This window comes from Nemorincola caseinilytica, assembly GCF_039540515.1.
Classification (GTDB): domain Bacteria; phylum Bacteroidota; class Bacteroidia; order Chitinophagales; family Chitinophagaceae; genus Nemorincola; species Nemorincola caseinilytica.
On the sequence record NZ_BAABFA010000005.1, the window covers coordinates 237580 to 259795 of the forward strand.

At 51.4% G+C, this 22216-nt stretch carries 19 protein-coding genes; 6 read left to right on the plus strand and 13 right to left on the minus strand.

All coding sequences use genetic code 11. The annotated features are described in order from the left end of the window. Positions 1 to 2: 2 nt before the first annotated feature. Positions 3 to 1988: a DNA ligase D gene (ligD, locus tag ABD843_RS03275; protein WP_345078460.1), complete on the plus strand. Its 1986-nt coding sequence runs from the start codon at positions 3 to 5 to the stop codon at positions 1986 to 1988. 1 nt (position 1989) lies between these two features. Here ligD and ABD843_RS03280 read toward each other — a convergent pair whose 3' ends face one another. Next, a complete protein-coding gene (locus tag ABD843_RS03280; RefSeq protein ID WP_345078463.1) occupies positions 1990 to 2463 on the minus strand; it encodes a hypothetical protein in 474 nt (157 codons plus the stop codon). A gap of 127 nt (positions 2464 to 2590) precedes the next feature. Here ABD843_RS03280 and ABD843_RS03285 point away from each other — a divergent pair, with 127 nt between their 5' ends. Further along, positions 2591 to 3262 (plus strand): LysE family translocator, encoded by a 672-nt coding sequence (locus ABD843_RS03285; RefSeq protein ID WP_345078466.1) that lies wholly within the window; start codon positions 2591 to 2593, stop codon positions 3260 to 3262. Between the two features lie 4 nt (positions 3263 to 3266). Here the strand turns inward: ABD843_RS03285 and ABD843_RS03290 are convergent, their stop codons facing one another. The 9 genes from ABD843_RS03290 to ABD843_RS03330 form a co-directional block, all read right to left on the minus strand. Then, positions 3267 to 4256 carry a cytochrome-c peroxidase gene (locus tag ABD843_RS03290; RefSeq protein WP_345078469.1) on the minus strand — a complete coding sequence of 330 codons (990 nt, stop codon included), beginning with the start codon at positions 4254 to 4256 and terminating at the stop codon, positions 3267 to 3269. A gap of 35 nt (positions 4257 to 4291) precedes the next feature. Further along, positions 4292 to 4978, minus strand: a complete 687-nt coding sequence (locus ABD843_RS03295) for an MbnP family protein (protein ID WP_345078471.1) — start codon at positions 4976 to 4978, stop codon at positions 4292 to 4294. 3 nt (positions 4979 to 4981) lie between these two features. After that, on the minus strand, positions 4982 to 5452 hold the full coding sequence (locus tag ABD843_RS03300; RefSeq protein ID WP_345078473.1) for a hypothetical protein: 471 nt from the start codon (positions 5450 to 5452) through the stop codon (positions 4982 to 4984). Positions 5453 to 5454: 2 nt separating this feature from the next. Then, positions 5455 to 5736: a hypothetical protein gene (locus ABD843_RS03305; protein ID WP_345078475.1), complete on the minus strand. Its 282-nt coding sequence runs from the start codon at positions 5734 to 5736 to the stop codon at positions 5455 to 5457. A gap of 28 nt (positions 5737 to 5764) precedes the next feature. Continuing rightward, positions 5765 to 6289, minus strand: coding sequence for an RNA polymerase sigma factor (locus ABD843_RS03310; RefSeq protein WP_345078763.1), 525 nt, complete (start codon positions 6287 to 6289; stop codon positions 5765 to 5767). A gap of 28 nt (positions 6290 to 6317) precedes the next feature. Continuing rightward, positions 6318 to 6692, minus strand: a complete 375-nt coding sequence (locus ABD843_RS03315) for a DUF7009 family protein (RefSeq protein WP_345078478.1) — start codon at positions 6690 to 6692, stop codon at positions 6318 to 6320. Between the two features lie 19 nt (positions 6693 to 6711). After that, positions 6712 to 7539: a formate dehydrogenase accessory sulfurtransferase FdhD gene (gene fdhD / locus ABD843_RS03320; RefSeq protein ID WP_345078481.1), complete on the minus strand. Its 828-nt coding sequence runs from the start codon at positions 7537 to 7539 to the stop codon at positions 6712 to 6714. A 79-nt stretch (positions 7540 to 7618) separates the two neighbouring features. Further along, on the minus strand, positions 7619 to 11299 hold the full coding sequence (locus tag ABD843_RS03325; RefSeq protein ID WP_345078483.1) for a M1 family aminopeptidase: 3681 nt from the start codon (positions 11297 to 11299) through the stop codon (positions 7619 to 7621). A gap of 20 nt (positions 11300 to 11319) precedes the next feature. After that, positions 11320 to 12180, minus strand: a complete 861-nt coding sequence (locus ABD843_RS03330; protein ID WP_345078485.1) for an ABC transporter ATP-binding protein — start codon at positions 12178 to 12180, stop codon at positions 11320 to 11322. Positions 12181 to 12555: 375 nt separating this feature from the next. Between ABD843_RS03330 and ABD843_RS03335 the strand changes: the two genes are divergently transcribed. Beyond that, the gene (locus tag ABD843_RS03335; RefSeq protein ID WP_345078487.1) at positions 12556 to 12954 is read left to right on the plus strand and encodes a MerR family transcriptional regulator; all 399 of its coding nucleotides are present in this window, start codon (positions 12556 to 12558) and stop codon (positions 12952 to 12954) included. Here the strand turns inward: ABD843_RS03335 and ABD843_RS03340 are convergent. Both ABD843_RS03340 and ABD843_RS03345 read right to left on the minus strand, forming a co-directional pair. Continuing rightward, positions 12951 to 13574 carry a ClpP family protease gene (locus ABD843_RS03340; RefSeq protein WP_345078489.1) on the minus strand — a complete coding sequence of 208 codons (624 nt, stop codon included), beginning with the start codon at positions 13572 to 13574 and terminating at the stop codon, positions 12951 to 12953. The two genes, ABD843_RS03335 and ABD843_RS03340, sit on opposite strands and share 4 nt — an antisense overlap. A 36-nt stretch (positions 13575 to 13610) precedes the next feature. Continuing rightward, positions 13611 to 14423 carry a PhzF family phenazine biosynthesis protein gene (locus ABD843_RS03345; RefSeq protein ID WP_345078491.1) on the minus strand — a complete coding sequence of 271 codons (813 nt, stop codon included), beginning with the start codon at positions 14421 to 14423 and terminating at the stop codon, positions 13611 to 13613. Positions 14424 to 14707: 284 nt separating this feature from the next. Between ABD843_RS03345 and ABD843_RS03350 the strand changes: the two genes are divergently transcribed. The 3 genes from ABD843_RS03350 (at position 14708) to ABD843_RS03360 (ending at position 18577) form a co-directional block, all read left to right on the plus strand. Further along, positions 14708 to 16186: a trypsin-like peptidase domain-containing protein gene (locus tag ABD843_RS03350; protein ID WP_345078494.1), complete on the plus strand. Its 1479-nt coding sequence runs from the start codon at positions 14708 to 14710 to the stop codon at positions 16184 to 16186. A gap of 356 nt (positions 16187 to 16542) precedes the next feature. Further along, positions 16543 to 17505 (plus strand): DMT family transporter, encoded by a 963-nt coding sequence (locus ABD843_RS03355; protein ID WP_345078497.1) that lies wholly within the window; start codon positions 16543 to 16545, stop codon positions 17503 to 17505. A 19-nt stretch (positions 17506 to 17524) separates the two neighbouring features. After that, positions 17525 to 18577 carry a branched-chain amino acid aminotransferase gene (locus ABD843_RS03360; protein WP_345078499.1) on the plus strand — a complete coding sequence of 351 codons (1053 nt, stop codon included), beginning with the start codon at positions 17525 to 17527 and terminating at the stop codon, positions 18575 to 18577. Between the two features lie 150 nt (positions 18578 to 18727). Here the strand turns inward: ABD843_RS03360 and ABD843_RS03365 are convergent, their stop codons facing one another. Beyond that, on the minus strand, positions 18728 to 21820 hold the full coding sequence (locus ABD843_RS03365; protein ID WP_345078502.1) for a T9SS type B sorting domain-containing protein: 3093 nt from the start codon (positions 21818 to 21820) through the stop codon (positions 18728 to 18730). Positions 21821 to 22216: the final 396 nt, after the last annotated feature.

Sequence of the window (22216 nt, forward strand, 5' to 3'; positions counted from 1 at the left end):
AGTTGTTACCGAAGAGGGAAGAAGAACCGGCGCCTAAGACCTACAAACAGCGCCACCCGCCCAGCACCAATAAAAAGTATACGCACTTCATAAAGCCCATGCTGGCAAAGCTGCACGAGGGCGCTTTTGATAATGAGGATTGGATCTTTGAGATAAAATGGGATGGATATAGGGCCGTTGCAGAGGTAGATAAGGGTAATGTGCGGTTGTATTCACGCAACGGCCTTTCTTTCGAGACAGACTATCCCATAGTGTACGAGGCTCTAAAGAAGATAAAAAAACAAGGCCTAGTACTGGATGGCGAGATAGTAGCGCTCGATGAGAACGGCAAGCCCAGCTTTCAGCTACTGCAGCAGTACGATAGCAGCACCCCGCTATGCTACTATGTTTTCGACTGCCTTAAGGTAAACGGCATATCTATTGAGGACAAGCCATTGCTGGAACGCAAGGCCATACTACAGAAATTGCTGCCCGAAAGCAACATCATATCGTACTGCGATCATGTAGCTGCCAGGGGGAAGGACTTTTTCAAGGCCGTAAAAACATCGGGGCTGGAAGGTATGATAGCCAAGCGCGCCGATAGTACCTATCACGAGGGTACACGGTCCTCATCTTGGCTGAAGGTGAAGCACATACTTACCGAAGAGGCCGTCATTGCAGGCTATACTGCTCCCCGTGGTGGGCGAAAACTGTTCGGTGCGCTGGTGCTGGGCGTTTACAAAAATGGCAAGCTGGTGTACATAGGTCATACAGGTACCGGCTTTGACGATAAGACACTGCGGCAGGTATACGACCGGTTGCAGCCATTGAGAACAGATACATCGCCCTTTGGTGTGCGGGTACCCGTTAATTCGGCTGTTACATGGGTAGTGCCCCGGCTTGTTTGCAATATCAAATATACCGAGGTCACCGAAGGTGGCAACCGCAGGCACCCGGTATTCATGGGCCTGCGTGTAGATAAAGAAGCGCAGGACGTACACGAGGAAGTAAAAGATGGCGGCCCCATACAAGCACATAAAACGAAGAACATGAGAACAGCAACAAAGAACAAGGCCGAACCGGTAAAGGATATAGCCATAAGCGATAAGGAACAGACCATAGGCGGCCGCACCCTCATATTCACCAATACCGATAAGGTCTTCTGGCCCAAAGAGGGCTATACCAAGGGCGATGTGATCAACTACTACAACACCATATACCCTTATATGGGCAAATACCTGAAAGACAGGCCCCAGTCGCTGCTGCGTATGCCCAATGGTATACTTTCTCCGGGTTTCTTTCACAAAGATGCCGGCGATAATGCCCCCGAATGGGTAGACACCTACAAAATGTTCTCTGAGAGTGCCGATAAAGAGATAAACTATATAGTGTGCAATGAGAAGGCCACCTTGCTCTATCTTGCCAACCTGGGCTGTATAGAGATCAACCCATGGTGCTCACGCGTTACTAGACCCGACCACCCCGACTACCTGGTACTGGACATAGACCCATCCGAGAAGAATACCTTTGGGCAGGTGATAGAGACCGCCAATGTGATAAAAGAGATACTGGACCGTGCCGGTGCCGATTCTTACCCCAAAACATCGGGTGCAACGGGCCTGCATGTGTATGTGCCCCTGGGTGCGAAATATACCTATGAGCAGGCAAAGGATTTCGCCCACCTGGTAGCAGTGATGGCGCACGAGCAGTTGCCGAAGTTCACCAGCCTGGAGCGCAGTCTTAGCAAGCGCGGCAAGAACCAGATCTATATAGACTTCCTGCAGAACCGCAGGGGACAGACACTGGCCTCGCCCTATAGCCTGCGCCCCAAGCCGGGAGCCACGGTATCTACACCCCTCGATTGGAGCGAGGTAAAGGATGGCCTTCTGCCTTCCGACCATACTATAGAGAACATACTGACGCGTATAAAAAAGAAAGGCGACATATTTGCCGCCGTTCTCAAAAAAGGTATCGATATGAAAAAATGTCTCAAAGCCCTTGGGGGCTGACCTACAGGTGTACCTGCACTGCGAACCAGTTGGCATCGGTAGTATAAGAACAGATGCTCACGTTCATGGTGCCATTGCTGTAATGATACCATGTGGCTTCCACTTTCTCTATTGTCTTATGTTCTTCCTTCACGAATTTATAACCGCTTGCAGCCAGCTTGGCCTTTATGTCCAGGTAGTACTTCTTGTCGGTGGTGGTGAAGGTGATGCCTACGGCGGCATTGGGCACCTGGCGGCGCACGAAGGTATATTTTTTGTCGTTCACACCTGCCTTGTCGCTGGTATATACTTTCGATACCTGGTCCGAAAGTTTTGTTTGCAGCGAATAATCCTTTTCCAGCATTATGGTCTCGAAATCGCTGGCGTTCTTCGACGGCAGTTTTACAAGTTCCGGCAGCGGGAAAGTATACTGTGCAAAGGCCGCCGACGATGAAAGGATGATGCTGAGTAGCAGTAGGATGGTAGAACGCTTCATTGCAGTTGATTTGATCCGGTCTTAAAAGTAATGGTTGAATGTTATCTATGCGAATATACAATAATTATCTTTCCACTAAGGGCATGTTAGCGGCATGTTCTTTGGGCCATTTTTTTTAACTTGCCATATGCATATCGCAGACGCGGCGATAAAGGGGATACTCGTAGGCCTGTTCATGGCCATATCCGTGGGGCCCACCTTGTTCGCCATCATCAGGTATAGTCTCAATTTCAGTTACAAGGCCGGCCTGGCCTTTGTGCTGGGGGTGTCGGTGAGCGATGCGCTCTATGTTACCATAGCCAATATAGCTGCCTCCTGGCTGCAGTATCTTGCACCCTACCAGAAGTATATCGGTCTCGGCGGTGCCGTGGCGCTCATGTCCATAGGCCTGATAGGCCTGCTGCGGAAACTAAAACCCAAACGCCCCTCTTCGGCACAGATAGCCATATCGGGTGGCGATATCTTTCGCATATGGATGAGCGGCTTCCTGGTCAATACGCTCAATCCCGGCGTGTTCATCACATGGCTTGGTGCAGTGGCCATTACGGCCAGCACATCGGGCCTGTACCGTTTTGTGCTCTTCGGTACGGCATTGGTCATCATACTGGGTATAGACTTTTCCAAGGTATTCCTTGCCGACCGCATCAAGCGCCTTCTTACCGTGCGCAAGGTCATTTATGTGCAGCGTTTCTCTGCCGCCTGTATACTCTTTATAGGTATAGCCCTCATGGTAGGCACCATTCTCAACGTCCACTCTGCAGGAGAGGGTTCGGAGATAAACAGGATATTGACGAGGTAAGGTTTTATCTCCCCAAAACATCGACCGGAAAAGAGAACGCAGTATCGAACAGAAAACCGCGGTCAGTAAGTGTCAGCAGAAAAGCCACAAGATCCACCTTCTCATTTGGCGATAGCATGATAGGCTTTCTTAATTCGGGCGATAATGTGGGGCCATACTCTATGCCGGTCGCATAATGTTCCACCACATCGCGCAGCTTGCTAAAGCGGCCATCGTGCATATAGGGGTAGGAAAATTCAATATTGCGCAGGGTAGGTATCTTGAAGAGTAGGGAATCTGCGGGTCTGCCGGTCACCCCCATGCGGCCCATATCGTTCAGCCCGGTATCTATGGGCAGGCCGTTGTTGGCAAACCCATTGGTGGTGAATAAAGGTTCTTTATGGCATGCCTCGCAGTTCGCCCGGAATAGCCTGTATCCGTTCGCCTCCTGTGGTGTAAAGGCAGCATTATCCTCATGCCGCATCACTTTGTCATATTTCGAATTTGAGCTCACCAACGTCAGCATGAACTGTGCCATGCTCTTCAGGAAGCGTTCACCTGTAATGTCGCTATCGCCCCATGCCTCGTAGAATAACCTTTTGTACACATCGCTCCTGCGGAACCGCAGCACCACACTGTCTGCGGCAAAGGCCATCTCGTCGGGGTGGGCAATGGGGGCCAGTGGCTGCATATCCAGGTGGTTCACTGCACCATCCCACATGAATTGAGTGCCCCAGGCCATATTCATAAGGGTAGGGGAGTTGCGCCTGCCTATATGGCCTGCTATGCCATGGCTCAGTTTATGGTCTACATGGGTAAAAGCCGAGTACTGCAGGTGGCAGCTCACGCATGATATAGTACTGTCTGCAGATAGAATGGGGTCGTGAAAAAGCGCCCGGCCCAGCAGTATCTTTTTCTCTGATAGCGGGTTGTGGCTTAGGTCGTATACGGGTCTCGGCCACCCCTTCGGTACTTTGAACAATGCCTTCCCGGCCGGTGCGAAAGCTACTGCCACAGCCCATAAAACGCATATGCACAATACCGTCCTCCTCATGGCCCTATGCTGAAACTGCCCACTACCTTGCGCGACAATGCCACTGCATTCGGGCCCGGTATCATTATGCTGTTGGTGGTATGCAGGTCTATACCGGAAAGGAATTTTTTAATATCCAGCGATATGGCAACGCCATCCTTGTCGTTCACCTTCAACACCACGGTCTGCATACTGTTCTGGGCACCCGCATAGCCCCCCAGGTGGAACTGGAACTCATGCTTGCGTGTAGCGCAGGCAGGGCTGGTACCTTCCAGCTTAAAGTTGATATACCCGCTCTGCCACGACCAGTACATGCCTTTTGTAGGATCCAGTTCGCCGCCCATGGCCCCCGATACATTGGTGATACTGTCAATACCCAGCCGCAGCTTTATGGCATCGAACGCAAGGCCATTGGGTATGTTCAGGGCAAGGTGCATAGATGATGGCTCTTCCATATCCAGCAGGTGATAGCTATTGGCCTCCTTCCATACACTGGTCTCCTGCCTCATCAGCTCTATCCCCGAAATGTAGAAGCGCAGCGTGGTCACCTGCACGGTATCTATGCCGGCCGCTGCATATGTATCGCCCGCTGTAAGTATATTGTCGCCATAGCAGGGCACGAACGATACCGCATATTGCCGGGTCTGTGCCGATACCGTGCCCACCATAAGGAAGCACAACAATATATACAATGCACGCACCACAGCCTACGGACGTTTATGAGGTGGGGGACCAAAAAGGTGTGCGAACTCGCCTGCCAGCTCATTGAAGGCCTGCTGCTGCTCTGGCCTGCAAAGCTGCTTTATGGCCATAAAATGGTCGTAATGCACATATTCCATCTTCCGCTGCAGGGTGGTAATGGCGTTCACTATAGAATCTTTATTGCCTGTTGCGCCCTCTCCCAGGGTCAGATAGAGCTCATCTTTCAGTGCGCGTATCTGTTCGTCGGTATTGTACACCTCGGTACGGTGCACTTTTATCAGTTCCTCATACCGGGCCACCTGCTCTTTGTCCAGGTGCAGGCGCTCTATTATCTGGTTCTTGGGGCCGCCGCCCTGTGGCGGGTGCATTGGCCTGCCTTGTATGCGTTCCGTATTCAGCGCTATATATGACACCAGGGCTATATTGGACAGCAATAAGCCTACGGCAAGAATAGATATGGATCTTGTCTTTTGCATGCTTATTCGTACAATGTATTATCGGTGAAAACATTCATTTGTTGTCCGGTGTGCGATGCGTACATCTTATTGCCGCCCTGCCAGTGGCCTATCATCACATATGCATTCATGGCGAACACACACAGCAGCAGGCACGATGATGCCCATGCAAAGGCGGGTGTCATCCGTTGCTCATAGGTCTCCATTGCCCTCTGGCGTATACGCGTCAGCAGGAAGGGTGGCGCCTCCACCCTTCTTAGGTGGTCCAACTGGTCGGTGGGGTCATATGAGGATGGTCCTTTCATAGTATGTACTTTTATTAAGACGACGATCTTACTTTTTTCCTTCGCTATTCTTCATTTTTGCTGCAAGGCTGGCTTTGGCCCGCTGTGTCAGCGACTCTACGGCCTTTACGCTCAGCCCCATTATCTCTGCCACTTCGGTCTGTGGCAGTTGCTCGGTCTTGCTCAGCAGCAGGGCCGTCCGCTGGTTCTCGGGCAGTTCATTTATGTATGTAAATAATTTTTCTAATGTTTCCTTGTGTTCCAGTTGCACACCCGGATGGTCGAAATGGGGCACATCTTCCTTCCCTTCGCCATCAAATAGAGCGGTTATAAAACCGAACCGTTTCTTACGCTTACGCGCCTTTATCACATCCAGGCAGCGGTTCACAGTTATACGGTATATCCAGGTAGATACAGTGGAGCGGCCATCGAACGAGGCCATAGACCGGTATACAGATACGAACACATCCTGTGTTATCTCCTGTGCATCCTCATAGTTCTGCACATAGTTCAGGGCCAGGTTGAAGACCATGTCCTTGTACCGGTCGTATAGTTCTTCTAGTTCCAGATCTATCCTAAAGTGGGCGTTTCAATAAAGAGTGTTATTCGCAGGATATCAATGGGTTTTCATAATTATCCGACTGGTCCTCGGTCACCTCCGCATCTATGCACTTGAAATCTTTCTCCAGCAGCAGGAAGAGCGATCCGCCACCGGGCAGCGGCAGGCTGTTGCTATAGCCTACAGTATCATTGCCCGCCCATACAGCGGCCAGCGGGGCAGGCATATACATGGTCATGGTGCCGGCGGCAAAGCCTGCTTCCAGCCCGGTAATGCCGGTCTTGCTTTGCAGGGCATAGGTAAATGTACCATTGGGGAACATAGTGGTCTCCTGCAGGCTTTCGCCCGCTGCCAGTTTTTCAGCCTCCGGCCTTGTCACCCTTATGCGAACCGAATTTCCCTTGATGCGTATCTTCATTTTTTCCTGTTGACCGCTGCTAAATTACTATTCTTTGTGCTCCCGTATATATATTGAAACGCTCGCCCCGCAGAAAGCCCACCAGCGTCATGCCCCATTCGTCGGCCAGTTGTACGGCCAGGCTCGATGGCGCGCCTACTGCAGCTATCACCTTTATACCTGCCATGGCGGCCTTCTGCACCAGCTCGAAGCTGGCCCGGCCACTCAGCAGCAGTATATGGTCGTTCAGGGGTAGCAGGCCATTGTCTATGGCGGCGCCTATCAGTTTATCCAGTGCATTGTGCCTGCCTACGTCTTCCCGGGTCATTACCAGGTTCCCTGTGGTATCGAATATTGCACACCCATGCAGTCCACCCGTATGCTCAAAGACGCTCTGCTGCGCCCGCAGCGTGGCGGGCAGTGTGTAAATGGTGCTGTGCGGTATCTCTATATGGTCTTTTGTGTCTAGTATGTTGCAGGCAGTGCGTACGGCCTCTATCGATGCCTTTCCGCATACCCCACAGCTCGATGTGGTATAGAAATTACGTTCCAGTCTTACTATGTCGGGCATTACCCCTTGCGCAAGCGTCACATATACTACATTGCCGTTCGTGTCCGATGCATGCCGCGTTTCGGTCACATCCTCCCGCGAGCTGATGATACCCTCTGTGTACAAAAAGCCCTTTGCCAGCTCCAGGTCATTGCCCGGTGTGCGCATCGTCACCGATATGCTCTTGGCCGTATAGCCTGCTTGGGTATAGTAACTCAGCCTTATCTCCAGTGGCTCTTCTGTGGCCAGCATATCCTGCTCTTCTAATATGTCGCTGCCCGTTATCTTCTTTACCTGTGCCTGTGTTACCGCTTGCATACCCAAATTTACACAGTATACCCCAAAATAAACGGAGCGGCCATGGCCGCTCCGCTACACTGTTCTATATCATTATGTTCTATCCGCGCTGTGCCCTTACAGATGAGCCGCTGCTCTCTTTCTTCTCTCCCTTTTCATCCTTGTCTATATACATTTCATTATCGTCCTGCTTGCGGTCTATCAGCAGTACGCGTGGGTCCACTATCACCTGGTAGGGTTTGAAGGTCAGCGGAATGTTCAGCTTATTCACACCCGGCGCCAGCTTGTACTTAGCTATGTAGGCCAGTTTCTTCCTGCCTTCCGATGCGCCCACTGTTTTCTTATACACGCCTATCTCTACATAGTTGCTGCCCGGTGCATCGGTCTCCTTGCCTGTACTATCGGCATACATCTTTTTAGAGTCCACCGTTACATCTACCGAATAATTACCCTCCGCACCTTTTAGTTTGGCTTCGGTCAGCTTATTGTCGTAGAGCGTTATCTTCTCGAAGGCATCTGTAACAAAGTACTGCATAGAATCCGGTGTAGACTGGCGTATAGCGTTCACCAGTTCGCGGGTAGTGGGGTAGGGCGGTCCCTGGAACGCATATTTGTCTATAAAGCGTTTTATGGCATGGTTCATGCTGTCCTCGCCCAGGTATTTGTTCAGGGCATGCATCTGTATACCGCCTTTCTGATACAGTATATAGCCCTGTCCTACGTCGGCATACATCCAGGGTCTCTCCTTTTCCGATTCTGAAGAGCGGGTAGAAAGATACTTGTCCATCTCTATCTTCAGGAACTTGCGCAGCTTTTCCTCGCCATATTCGCGTTCCAGCACCATTATCGATCCGTACTGAGCCAGCGACTCCGACAGCAGGTTCGATCCCTCTACATCGGCGCCTATCACCTGGTGGGCGAACCACTGGTGGGCCACCTCATGTGCCGTTACATAGAAGGGGTAATCCACATTGTCCTTATCGGCCGTCACATCGGCTATAAAGCCCAGACCCTCAGAGAACGGTATGGTATTGGGGAACGACTGCGCAAAGGTAGCGTAGCGGGGAAACTCCAGTATACGCACCTGCCTGTGCTGGTAGGGCGAGAACACCTGGGTATAGTAGGTAAGCGACTTCTTGATGCCGCCTATCATACGGTCCAGGTTGTACTCATGGCCCGGGTGATAGTATATCTCAATATTGGTGTTATTCCACTTATCCTTCTTTACCTTATACCTTGCCGACATAAAGGAGTAGAAGTTCAATATCGGGTTGTCCATCTTATAGTGGAAATACCTGCGGCCGTTCGCGCTCCACTCGCGCAGCAGGTAGCCGGGCGCTACGGCTATCTGGTCGGGCACGGTGCTCATGGTCACCTCCAGTGTCACAAAGTCGGCATCGTGTATGAAGAGATTCCTCTTCCATGCCACTGTATCGCCTATGGCATTGCCGGTGGCCCTGTAGCCCAGGCCATACTTCTTGCGGTCGCTATTGTCCGATAGCTCGAAGTCGGTACTATAGCCTATCATGGGCAGGAACGAACGGTTGTTCACGAACGTACCATTGTACAGTGGCTTGCTCAGTCCGTCGAATGAATGTTCTATGCCTTTGCTCACCATATCTATAACAAAGGAAAGTGTGAGGGTATCACCCGGGCGCAGGGGCTGGTCCAGCCTTAGTATCCGGTAGCTTACTGTACTGTCATAGTATACCTGCTTTGCGCTACGCGCCAGGGTCATGCTGCGTACCTTTATATCCTCCGGCATCAGTATGTGTATAGAGTCTACCGGTACATCGGTCTTGTTCTGCAGCACATATGTGCCCGCAGTATGCAGGCTGCGCTGCTGCGGGTATATGTCCACATTCAGCTTCACATCTGTTATCTTGGGCTGTGGTATACCCTTGTACCGTGCGAACCTCTTTTCGTAGTCCACCGACTTTTTCTCCTGCTCGGTATCGGTCAGGTTCTTGTTCAGCACATCGGTATTGTAGTAGATAAAGCTGCCACAGCCTATGAACACCAGCAGCGCACCTGCCACCAGTACCCACGATCGCCTGTTCTCCTTATGCCGGGCATCGGCCAGCCTAAGGCCCAGCTTTTTCTCTGTGCCACGCGCCCACAGCAGGCTGGTAAGCCCTGCCAGCGCTACGCTCAATGCACCCCAATACAGCTTGAATATGAAGTAAGGATAGGTAAGGTGGCCAAAAGCGTTCATGTCAGAATACATTATCCCCGGATCGGATGAGAAAATGAACAGCTTATGCTTCAGCACCAGCGATGCGAAGGTGCTGTTCCAGAAATAGAACAGGGCCACAATGAAATACCCAAGGAACTTATTGGATGAAAGTGTTTGTATGAAGATGGCCAGTACCGACAGCAGCCACAGGTCTATGAGCCCGAAGCCATAGGCATATTTTATGTACACACCTATCTCGAAATTCGTATATCCCTTCGATACCTGCACTATCATGCCGCATATCACCACTATGGTCTGCAGTATCACCTGCATGAACAGCAGGCCGCTGAGTTTGCTGATGTAGAACACCCAGTTGGGCACCGGCAGGGCATCCAGTATATTGCTCATCCTGTGCTCGCGGGCACGCCATACCAGCTCCCCGCTGAATAGTATGGTCAGTATGACCATGAACAGGTTGAAGGTGCCGCTGAAATACTCTACCACCGTATACGTCACAGGGTAGGTGGTAGTATCATATATCTTGCCTATCTGGGTCGATACCAGCAGCAGCAGTGTCATGCCGAACGACAGTATGATACGGAAAGATGTATTGCGTATCAGTGTCTTGCACTCGTTCACAGACAGTCCCCACATGTTCTGCAGCATGGCGCGGGTAGAGTGATCGGGATTGGTATGCGGCAGCGATCCCTTGCGGAAGAACGCAGGCACAAAGCTCATTTTGCCGCTTGCCACTGTAGGCCTGGGCGCACGGAACGATATACGACGCGGGGTAGAAGAGAAAGAGAAGAACCTGTACCCAATGGCCCATATGCCCACACTTATGCCCAGCCACAGCAGCCTGTTCACCAGGAAGAGGCCTTCCATGGGCATCACCTGATGGTTCTTGTCATGGGTGCTCCAGTAGCGGGTGAGGGTGCGCTTTGCAAAGGTGCCCATAGGGTCGGCGAGGGCCGCTACAGAGCGTAGCTCCAGCGAACTGAATGTAGAAGATGCCACACCATTGGCCACAAAGAACGCTATCAGCGAAAGCCATATCACCAGTATATCGCGCGATATAAGGCTCACTGCAAAGAAAATGGAGCCGAATATGAGCGTATTTGGCACTATCGTCTGCCAGTAGGTATGTATATACGGCGCCAGCATAAAGGCGCCTATACGGTCGGGGTTCAGGCCGGGCATGGCATAGCCTATCATCAGGCCGAAGGCAGGCCCGGTAAGCACCAGCATGGCTACCATCATAGATGCCGCAAAACGCCCCGACAGGTAATTGAACCTGGTGACAGGCGTAGTGAATATCATGGAATAGGTATTGAATTTGAAATCTTTCAATACCGCATTGCCCACTATGGCCACTATGATGATGAGACCTACATAGTTATTGATGAACGAAAAGAATGCATCTACTATCACAGGCGCATTGGCATATATCTTCTCTCCGCCAAAGGCGAACTTGGCCTCGGGGAACATGCCGCCGGCCAGCATGGCCACGAATGCAGTTACCGCTATCAGTACTACAAAGTATATATAGGTAGAGGCCGACCGTAACAGCCGCCTGACCTCGAATGAGAATATCGAACTGAACATTGCTGTAAGTGTTGAATGGGTTAGGAGATATTAGCGAAATAGATGTCCTCGAGTGTGGCCTTTTCCTGCACATACCCATTGCCCGGGTCGGTATCGCTATATATATGCACCACCATTTTCCCTCCCGACAGTTTAGAGAGTACCAGCCTATGCTGCTCCTGCACGCCTGCCACCTCGTCCTTGGCCACCTGCTTGCTCCATATCTTGCCGCCAAAGGCGTTCAGCATTTCCTGCGGCACACCGCGCTGCACCACCTTACCACCTGCTATTATGGCCATGTCGTTGCACAGTTCGCTTACGTCCTCCACTATATGGGTCGATAGGATCACTACTATATTTTCACCTATCTCGCTCAGCAGGTTGTTGAAACGCAGGCGCTCTGCGGGGTCCAGGCCGGCAGTAGGTTCGTCCACTATTATCAGCTTGGGGTCGCCTATCAGGGCTTGTGCTATCCCAAAGCGCTGTTTCATACCGCCCGAGTAGCCGCCAAGGAACTTATTGCGATGGTTGTACAGGTTCACCTGTTCCAGCAGGGCCTTCACCAGTTCCTTGCGCTCTTTATCGTTGGTTATGCCCTTCAGCCTGGCTATATAGTGCAGCATTTCCTCTGCCGATACCCTCGGGTACACACCGAACTCCTGCGGCAGGTAACCCAGGGTCTTGCGTAGTTCCTGTTTCTGGGTCAGTACGTTTATACCGTTGAAGGTGATAGTACCGGTGTCCGCATCCTGTAGGGTGGCTATCGTACGCATCAGCGACGATTTACCAGCCCCGTTGGGCCCCAGCAGCCCGAACATGCCGTTCGATATGGTAAGAGATACATCCTTCAGCGCCTGCACGCCATTAGGATAGGTCTTGGAAAGGTTGGAGATCTGTAACATTATATAATGATGTATGGTTTGACAAATACTATATCGTCAAATTAAGCATCTTGTTACAGTTCCGGAAGAAAAAATATTTCGGATGGTGGAAAATGCCCATAAAGGAGCAAATGCCGGATCTATCGATCCCGCTTTCTTACCGAAAATACAGTACGGTCCAGCCTGGTTTGGTTGGTGGTGCCATACGCCTGGTTGATCAGGTAAAAAGCTGCTTCAAGCCTTTCCCGCAATGTCTTGTTCCGCCAGTACGATACATGGTCGTCAGCGTCCTTAGCGTTGATGGCCTTGAATGCGGTCCTGTCCAATCGGAATTTTTGTTCCATACCATGTAAAGATACCTAAATACTTCCGAACACTTTTCACTAGCTTTACATCATGCTGATAGGCGAGCTGGCAAAAGCATCGGGGTTTTCCAAAGATACCATCAGGTACTACCAAAAGATAGGCCTCATAGAGCTATCGAAGCAGGATCGCCGCGATAATAACTACCGCGACTATCCCGCCGAAACGCTGCAGACCCTCATCGCCATTCGCAACCTCAAGTCGCTGGGCTTCACGCTGGAGGAGATACGCGAGATAATAGTGCGCCGCCAGGTAGATGCCCTGGACCGCGATACCACCTTCCGCATCATAGAGCAGAAGATAATACACCTCGATGCCCAGGTAGATAAGCTGCTCCTCTACAAGCACAGGTTGCAAATAGCCCGCCTGCAGATGCAGGGCCAGCAGATAGACCACATCATACCCCTTACCGAGATAAGTATGTGCGCCTAGGCTGCCACTATCTTGTCTACTATACCATAGGCTATAGCCTCCTGCGCATCCATCCAGTGGTCCTTGTCAAAGTCCTCCTTTATGCGGTCTGTATCCTTTCCGCAGTTAGCGGCCAGTATGCGTGCGGCCATCTCCTTTGCCTTGGCTATCTGTTTGGCATGTATCTCTATCTCCCACATTCTGCCGCGAAAACCACCCATGCTGGGCTGGTGTATCATCACCTCGGCCATGGGGTATATGTAGCGGTGTCCCTTTTCTCCTGCCGATAGCAGTATGGCCGCCATAGATGCCGCATGTCCTATGCAATAGGTATATACGGGCGCAGCTATGCTCTGCATCATATCGTGTATGGCATTGCCTGCCGTCACCATGCCGCCTGGGCTGTTTATATAGAAGTGTATGGGCCTGGCAGCATCTATACCCGCCAGGTAGCACAGTTGCTCCACTATCACCCGGGCGTTATCATCTTCTACCGCTCCCCACAGAAATATCATGCGCTGCTCCAGCAGGTTGCGGTTCAGCACCTGCTGCATGCCAAGTGCCTGTTGTTTATTAGTATCGGTATCGGGTGGAGTATCGGTCGCAAGAAAGCTGTTCATGGTCTTTTTTACCACAAACATAGAGGGTGGAGTATACTCCAATGTTCACACCTTTTATCAGGAAAATTCTATTTCGCCCTGCAGAAAGGTCACTGCATTGCCGCTTATGGCCACGCGTTCGCCCTGCATCTTGCACCATAGGTAGCCCTTGCGTTCCGATAGTTGTATGGCCGATAGCTTGTCGCGCCCCAGCTCTGCCGACCAGTAGGGGGTAAGGGTAGTATGGGCCGATCCCGTTACCGGGTCCTCGTTTATGCCCGATCGCGGGCCGAAGAAGCGCGATACGAAGTCCACATCCGTACCTGCTGCTGTCACTATGATGCCCCGGGCATCTAGTGTGGCAAGAGCGGCAAGATCGGGGCGAAGCCTGATAACATCCTGCTCCGACGGCAGTACCGCCATATAGTCCGTCTTTCCTTTGAAGGTCTCCATAGGCTCTATACCCAGTCCTTCTACCAGCGCGGCAGGCGTGGCCACTTTCTCGTATGTATCTACAGGAAAATCCAGCGTCAGAAGGTCGTTCTCCCTGGTCACCCTCAGTGTACCGCTGCGGTGCGAGTGGAAAGCCAGTTCCGATGCCGTAGCATTGTAATGCTGGAATATGATGTGTGCCGCAGCAAGTGTGGCATGCCCGCACAGGTCTACCTCTACTGTAGGGGTGAACCAGCGTATCTCATACCCCACATCAGTGGTCACTATGAATGCGGTCTCGGCCAGGTTGTTCTCTGCGGCTATGGCTTGCATAGCTGTCTCTGGCAGCCATTCGGGCAGCATGCACACCGCCGCCGGGTTGCCTCTGAACAATCTATCGGTAAAGGCATCGGCCTGGTACATCTTTATTTTCATTGTAGCGAACTGTTTTTCTGACATAATGATCGGGAGTAGACTGACAAACAGTGACAATATTACACAGATCGGATCCGATATCATTGCCCCAAATGTGAAAGATATTTTAAATCGGAACCTGCATATAGAATGCCATTGTATGACCTTGCCAGGTCTCAGCAAAAGCACTCCTATATAATGGCTTGCCCAAGAGTATGTTAAGCTTATTTTCGTCTTGTCATAAGCGGTCATTTTAACAAGATCATAATGGCATAAGGCAATATTTTTGATAGAGTAATTGCAAACAAAAAACTTACAACAGAACAGCTATGAGAAATAAATTGTTTCCCGTTATCGCTACAGCTGCCCTCACGTCCGTGGCCACTCTGTTCGTCGCATCGCGTGTGCTCGACCGTGACCAGGGCCACTTTGCTGTTACCAATAGCAGGCCAGTGCCTGTCAATTATGTCAATTATGCCGGTGCGGCCGCTCCCGCCGGTGCCGGTTTCGAACTGGCCGCAGAATCGTCGGTAAAGGCAGTGGTACACATCAAGACCGCCACCGCCGCGCGCATCATCACCGACAATAGTATGGGCGATGTGTTCAACCAGCTCTTCGGCCAGCGACAATATTATATACCCTCGCAGACCGGTTCGGGCTCTGGCGTGGTCATAAGCCCTGATGGCTATATAGTCACCAACAACCATGTGGTGGCCGATGCCAATGAGGTCACTGTCACCTTCAACGACCGCTATACGGCCAAGGCAAAGGTGATAGGCACCGACCCATCTACCGACATAGCAGTACTGCAGGTAGAGGGCGAGCGCAATATTCCCTTCATGGAGTTTGGCAATTCCGATGATGTGAAGCTGGGCCAGTGGGTGCTTGCGGTGGGTTTCCCGCTCAATCTCGATGCTACCGTCACTGCGGGTATAGTCAGTGCCAAGGGCCGTGCCCTGGGGGTCAACAGGCAGCGCTCCGGCGCTCCCATCGAGTCTTTCATACAGACCGATGCTGCCGTGAACCCGGGTAACAGTGGTGGTGCGCTGGTAAATACCACTGGCCAGCTTATAGGCATCAACTCTGCCATAGCATCGCCCACCGGTTCTTATGCGGGTTACTCCTATGCCATACCTGCCAATATAGTACGCAAGGTTGTCAACGACCTCATGCGATATGGTGCCGTGCAGCGTGCGTACATGGGTGTAGAATACCTGGATAGCCGCACCGCCAGCCCCGAAGCGCTTACTGCTGCGGGCCTCGATAAGACCGAAGGGGTGTACATTACCAACATCAAGGCAAATAGTGGCGCTGCAAAGGCCGGTCTGAAGAAGGGCGATATAATAACCCAGATAAACGGTGTGCCTGTGAACAGCGCATCGGATGTACAGGGCCAGATAGCCCGCTACCGTCCCGGCGACAACATCAGCATAATGTTCAACCGCAGTAGCAAGATGATGACCGCCAATGTGCAGCTTACCAATTTCAGCGGTACTACCGATATTCTGAAAAGCAATTCATCTGCCAGGATGCTGGGTGCTACTTTCCGCCCCGTTACCGATAGCGAGAAAGAGAAGTATGGCATAGATAAAGGCATAGTGGTCTCTGACGCCGGTACAGGGGCACTGGCCCATCAGGCCAAGATCCGTAAGGGCTTTATCATTACAGGTATCAACAACATACCAGTTGGTGCCGTGGCCGATCTCCAGCAATTGCTCGTCAGCAACAGTACCGTGCAGATAGCAGGTTTTTATCCCGGTACACAGGGCATGTACTATTACACCATCAACAACAACGGTGCCGAATAATATATAACGAGCCGACCGGGTCAAAAGGGTGCCAGATAGGAATGTGTGATGAAGAATATAGTGTAAGAGCCCTTTTTCCCGGTCGTTTTCGTTTCATTATAAATATGTTTGTTTAGTTTGGAAATTACAGATCGTAAGGGCCGTCCCATTTTTGGGATGGCCCTTTTACTTTATAGCTACTGTGGCCTATCAGGATCGTATCGTTACCCTGGCCTGCCAAAACAAACTGTTATGGTCGAAAATTCAATAATTGTATCTGTTTTGTTTCCGTTGGAATGCTGAATTTTGTGCCTTCAGCGGGGTATGCAAGACCTTTTATCCTCGCCCTGATACATAACCCGATCGAACCGGCTCATATGACACGACAGACGAAAGCATACATCTCGCTAATATTCATTTGTGTAGTATGGGGTACTACCTATCTCGCCATCAGGGTAGGTGTTCTGCATTATCCTCCCTTCCTGTTCGCCGGCGTAAGGCAGGTAGTGGCAGGCCTTATACTCATACCGCTGGCACTGATCGGCAACAGGCGCACCGACCTGAGCATGCTGAACCTGAGGCGGCAGGCTTTTATGGGTTTCCTTATGCTCACAGTGGGCAATGGTGGCGTTACCTGGGCCGAGAAGTACATACCCAGCGGCATAGCTGCGTTGCTGTGCTGCATGATGCCCATTTTCGCCGTACTGTTCAATCTCGCCTCTTCAAAGAAAGACCATTTCAATGCCACCATAGGTACCGGCATGCTATTGGGTATATGCGGGGTGGGCCTCATCTTCCGGCACAACATTGCCGACCTTGCCCGGCCCGAATATATAGGTGGTATGGTGGGTATACTGCTGGCCACTGCGGGCTGGGCATATGGCAGTACGCTCAGCAAGCGTTATGGCGCAGCCGAGAACCCACTGTTCAATGCCGGTCTGCAATTATCCCTGGGTGGTATATTCATGCTGCTGCTCAGCCCCATTGCCGATGACCATTCCGCCCCCCTGGTATGGAACAACGATGGTATGCTGTCGCTGCTCTACCTCATCACCTTTGGTTCTGTACTGGCCTATGCGGCCTATATGTTCGCCCTGCGTGTACTGCCTGTAGGGGTAGCTACCATCTATGCCTATGTCAATCCCCTTATAGCTGTTATAGCCGGTTATCTGTTCCTCCACGAGGAGCTGAATATATATGTAGGGCTTGCCTTTATCACCATCGTCATCAGTGTCTTCCTGGTAAATCGCGGCTACAGGCAGCAGCATAAGGAGGCCGCTACAAAAAAAGGAACGGAAATGGCCGATACATTCCCGGAGAATGCCCCGGCCGAGTCATAAACAACAAAAACCATGTGATATGGAACAGACAATTTCAATTACATCTCACACCGAAAGAAAGGTGACCGATACCAGGGCGCTGCCCTTTGGTAAAGTGCCTACAGAGCACATGTTCATAGCCGAATACAAGGACGGCAAATGGCAGAACGCCTCGGTGACACCTTTTCACGATCTCTCGCTCAGTCCCATAGCCCTCTGCCTGCACTACGGGCAAACGGTGTTCGAGGGAATGAAGGCTTTCCGCATGAACGATGGCAACATCAATGTGTTCCGCATGGACAAGCACTACGACCGTTTCAACCTGTCCCTGCAGCGTATGTGCATGCCTGCAGTTCCCAAAGATCTTTTTGTCAATGCCATTCATCAACTAGTGGCCATCGATGCCGATTGGGTACCTACCGATGAGGATGGCTCGCTCTATATACGCCCCTTTATGATAGCTACCGAGGCCCGGATAGGCGTAAAAGTGGCCGACGAATACCTCTTCATGGTAGTGTGCAGCCCTGCTTTCCTATATTACTCGCAGCCCCTGCGGGTAAAGGTAGAGACAACGTATGTACGCGCAGCCGAGGGCGGTACAGGCATGGCCAAATGCGGAGGCAACTATGGTGGTGCGTTCTATCCTGCAGGCCTGGCGCGTGAAGAGGGCTTCGACCAGGTACTCTGGACCGACAGCAAGACCCATGAATATATAGAGGAGTCGGGCACTATGAACGCCATGTTCTTTATAGATGATACCCTCATTACGCCATCCCTGTCAGGTTCCATACTCGATGGTGTTACTCGCAATTCGCTGCTCTCCATAGCGCGCGATAAGGGTGTAAGGGTAGAGGAACGCCCCATAAAGTATACCGAGCTGCTGGCTGCCTTCCAGGCTGGTAAAAGGGTAGAGGCCTTCGGTGCCGGTACCGCGGCAGTAGTAGCGCCCATAGCTACCATATCCATCCACGGTACCGACCATGCCTGCTATACCGGCAAGGATGCCATGATGTACAAGCTGCGTAGCTGGCTTTACGATATCAGGATAGGTGCAGCACCCGATACCCACCACTGGAACTACATCATCCGCTGATCTCTTCTTGCATACATATACAGGAGCGCCGCACCATAAGTGCGGCGCCTTTTTGTATGTTCCTGTTCAAGTGGCACGGACCCTAACGGTACAAAAAAAGAGGCAGGCCATTTGCCTACCTCCTTTCCTTATTTATGAAGCGAGTTCTGGTTATCGCAGCAGGGTCACATTGCCCTTATGATTCTCTTTCTGGCCATCCCTGAATTCGGCGTCTATCACATATATATACACGCCCTCGGGTTGTGCTACGCCATTGAAGTTGCCATCCCATCCGCGGCCATCCAGCGCATTGCCGCTGAATACCTGCTGGCCCCAGCGGTTGTATATATCTATTTTGAAGGCGGTAAGGCCTTTGCTCAGCAACTGGCGGGGGAAGAAATAATCGTTCATACCATCACCATTTGGCGAGAATACGTTCGGGATGTCTATATAGCAGTCATCTGAAACAAGTATAGAGTCTGTGGTCTCGCAGCCATGCAGCGACGCTTTCACAAAGTATACGCCCGGAGCTACTATCTGTATGCTCTGTGTGGTCTCACCGGTGTTCCACAGCCAGCTTACACCACCTGTAGATGAGAACCTTTTGGCAGAAAGTTGTATGGCGTTGCTGCCCTTGCATATAGATGTATCAGGGCCCAGGTCGAAGCTAGCATAGGGGAATATGTCCACCTGTGTGTTCAGTGTTGTATCGCGGCAATATTTGTAGTATGCATTCACATTTACCACAAAGCTGCCTGTATTATTGAACGAGTGGTACACAGGGTTCACATTCTTTATACTGTCGTTCGGCTCGAAGTACCAGGTATATCCGTCCACACCTTCACCCACATTGTTCAGCGTGAACGTCATGTATTTGCCTATACATGATACCTTGTCGGTAAGAGAAAGGTCGGGGTAGGGCATCGTCCATATCCGTGCTGATATCTTTCTGCGGTCGCTCACACAGCCCTCTGCCGAGGTCTGCGTCACATACCACGATTCCACACCACCCAGCGCTGTAGATGGCGTAGGTGCTGTGCTTATACCCGTACCGCCCTCGGCGCTGGTATACCACAGCAGGTTGGTACCCGCTACCGAGAATGGTATCGCCAGGTCGTACTGGCAATAGTTCGTATCAGGCCCTATCGGTGCATCAGGTGTCTGGTTCACTACCACGTTCACCGTTGTTGGCACTGTACAGCCGTTCAGTGTCACATTTACTGTATATACGCCGGTCGATACTGTTTGCACATGCGCTATGTAGGGGTCTTCGTCTACCGATGAGTAGGTGCCCGGTCCGGTCCATGAATAAGATGTTGCCCCGTTGGACGAAGAACTGTAGAGGAACAGTGTATCGCCGGAACATACAGGTGCATTACTGCTGGCCGATGGTATAGGCCTCACACGCACCTCTACATAGGTCGATGAGTAGTTGAAACAGTTGTTCTTCGATACCGTTACCGAGTACACACCCGTATTGGCCAGTGTGGCAGGGTATATCATGGGGTTCTGCAGGGTAGATATGAAACCTGCCGGTCCTTCCCACGACCACGATACACCTGTTGTGGCACTGCTGGCGAACAGCTTCAGCGTATCGCCCTCGCACACATAGCTGTTGCTTGTCACCCCGCCCAGGTCAGGCGCAGGTGGGTCTACCAGTGTCAATGGCCCTATGACGTTGTAAGGGCATGCCGCAAGTATTATGGTAATGTCCGAGTACACACCTGCTATCAGTGCGTTCAGGGTCACCTGGCCTGTAGGTCCGGCGGTCACTACCTGTGTTTGCGGTATGCCGTTTATCTTATAGCTTACGGTATAGGTAGTATCGGGAACTATCATACCGCCTATCACTATGGTGCCATCGGCCCCTCCGCATGTGGTGGGGTTGGTAGATGTGGCTATGCTAATGATGCGGGGTGCGGGGTTCAGCAGCACGGCCACGTTCGTATCCATACAGCCTTTCGCATCCATTACTATCACCGTATATGAGCCGGCGGTAAGGCCGGTAGCTGTAGCGGTAGACTGTGGCGGTGCTGTAGACCACGAATAGACATATGGCCCCGTACCCGATGTGGGCAAAACCGTGGCCGATCCATTATTATACCCGTTACACGTCGGTGTGTCTACCGTTACCGTGGTGGTCACATTGGGTAATATGGATACATTGAAAACATGCGTTCGCGTACAACTGGATGTATTGGTCACCGTCACCGTATAGGCGGTCGTTACCGTCGGGCTCGCCACCGGATTGGCACAGGTAGTACAGCTTAGTCCCGTAGCAGGCGCCCAAGAATAGGTAAGCGGTATGGCCACATCGGTAGCATTGGGATATAATGTGGTGCTGCGGCCCAGGCATATCGCAGTATCGTTAGATGGATGCAGTGCCAGGTGCGCAGGTTTGATGGTGGTATACAGCGTATCGGGGCAGCCAAAGCCGGTATAGGGTGTCAGTATCACCGCTATAGTAGTAGGGCTCGATGGGAAGGGTGTCACTATCAGCGTATCGTTCGTGCCATATAAAATAGAGAAGGTGGCAGAGTCGTACCATGCATACGAAGCAAACCCCGGAGGGGCAGTGAGTACGGGAGGTGTAAGGGTATCGCACGCAGTAGTACTTACCTGGAACAGGCCACAGCTAAGGTCTATATATGCATAGCCGTAGTGGCCGCCCTGCGAGCAGTCGGCCGTGGTGAATTCTATACCTACAGTAGAGCCACCCATACCCGAAAGGTCTATAACACCTGTAGACCATGGCAGGTAGCGTATAGATGCTGAACCTGAGCCTACCGTGATGAAGCCGGGCAGTGAGGCATTCACTACATAGCTGTAATCGGCACATGGTATCGGGGCCAGTGTGGCAGAGTCATATGCCCTAACTATGAAACGGGGTTGTTGCGCTGCCGGGTGACCGGGATCTTGCAACACTGTAGCATAGCGGTACACAAGGCTATAGTTCGATACCGATGATGGTACGTTCACAAAGTAGGTGGCCCTTTCGGCCTGCGCACTGGTACCATTGTTGCCCAGCCTGAAGGCATATGAACCGCCACCGGGTGGCAGTATAGGGAAACCACCCACGGGGTCGGTAGCGCCGCCGGCACAGCCTACAAGGCCTGTGGCATTCACCAGCGTATGGCGACAGGCTATGGGTGCCACCGGGGCAGCGCCTATAGACGGCACACCACTAGGGCAGCAAGAGCCTATATAATAGTTCCAGATACTAAGGTCGCCGAGCTCGAAGTCTATGTTCGTCGGGCAGGTCATTTGCGCGCCTGACTGATAAGAGAACCCCGCGATAAGAAGAAATAAACTGAGTAATTTTCTGATGTTCATGGTAGGTCATTGGTGTTTGACTGCAATAATGGGTCGTACTAAGGTCGTGTTAAAATAGCTCTTTTGGCAATTTAAGAATATGTTTTTTATTTTTCTAGTGTAATTAAATATTTAAAAATAAAAATACAAAAGCGGTTAAAATAACTATCGAAAGATCAGCCGATAATTAATATCAGCGATAGGGAGGGGACATGCAGCACAAAAAGCAGGGGAACTCGACAAGAAAGACGAGTGCAACACACATATGGTTTGCATTACGCACAGATATAATTATGCATATTGCGTAAATGTCTCAACTGTCAGCAAAATGCTAACAAGACCAAGGAA

Coding starts and splice junctions, on each gene's coding strand:
- ABD843_RS03280 (WP_345078463.1), bottom strand. CDS start 2,463: ATGAAGCGTTCTACCATCCTACTGCTACTCAGCATCATCCTTTCATCG.
- ABD843_RS03285 (WP_345078466.1), top strand. CDS start 2,591: ATGCATATCGCAGACGCGGCGATAAAGGGGATACTCGTAGGCCTGTTC.
- ABD843_RS03300 (WP_345078473.1), bottom strand. CDS start 5,452: ATGCAAAAGACAAGATCCATATCTATTCTTGCCGTAGGCTTATTGCTG.
- ABD843_RS03305 (WP_345078475.1), bottom strand. CDS start 5,736: ATGAAAGGACCATCCTCATATGACCCCACCGACCAGTTGGACCACCTA.
- ABD843_RS03315 (WP_345078478.1), bottom strand. CDS start 6,692: ATGAAGATACGCATCAAGGGAAATTCGGTTCGCATAAGGGTGACAAGG.
- fdhD (WP_345078481.1), bottom strand. CDS start 7,539: ATGCAAGCGGTAACACAGGCACAGGTAAAGAAGATAACGGGCAGCGAC.
- ABD843_RS03325 (WP_345078483.1), bottom strand. CDS start 11,299: ATGTTCAGTTCGATATTCTCATTCGAGGTCAGGCGGCTGTTACGGTCG.
- ABD843_RS03330 (WP_345078485.1), bottom strand. CDS start 12,180: ATGTTACAGATCTCCAACCTTTCCAAGACCTATCCTAATGGCGTGCAG.
- ABD843_RS03335 (WP_345078487.1), top strand. CDS start 12,556: ATGCTGATAGGCGAGCTGGCAAAAGCATCGGGGTTTTCCAAAGATACC.
- ABD843_RS03340 (WP_345078489.1), bottom strand. CDS start 13,574: ATGTTTGTGGTAAAAAAGACCATGAACAGCTTTCTTGCGACCGATACT.
- ABD843_RS03345 (WP_345078491.1), bottom strand. CDS start 14,423: ATGTCAGAAAAACAGTTCGCTACAATGAAAATAAAGATGTACCAGGCC.
- ABD843_RS03350 (WP_345078494.1), top strand. CDS start 14,708: ATGAGAAATAAATTGTTTCCCGTTATCGCTACAGCTGCCCTCACGTCC.
- ABD843_RS03355 (WP_345078497.1), top strand. CDS start 16,543: ATGACACGACAGACGAAAGCATACATCTCGCTAATATTCATTTGTGTA.
- ABD843_RS03360 (WP_345078499.1), top strand. CDS start 17,525: ATGGAACAGACAATTTCAATTACATCTCACACCGAAAGAAAGGTGACC.
- ABD843_RS03365 (WP_345078502.1), bottom strand. CDS start 21,820: ATGACCTGCCCGACGAACATAGACTTCGAGCTCGGCGACCTTAGTATC.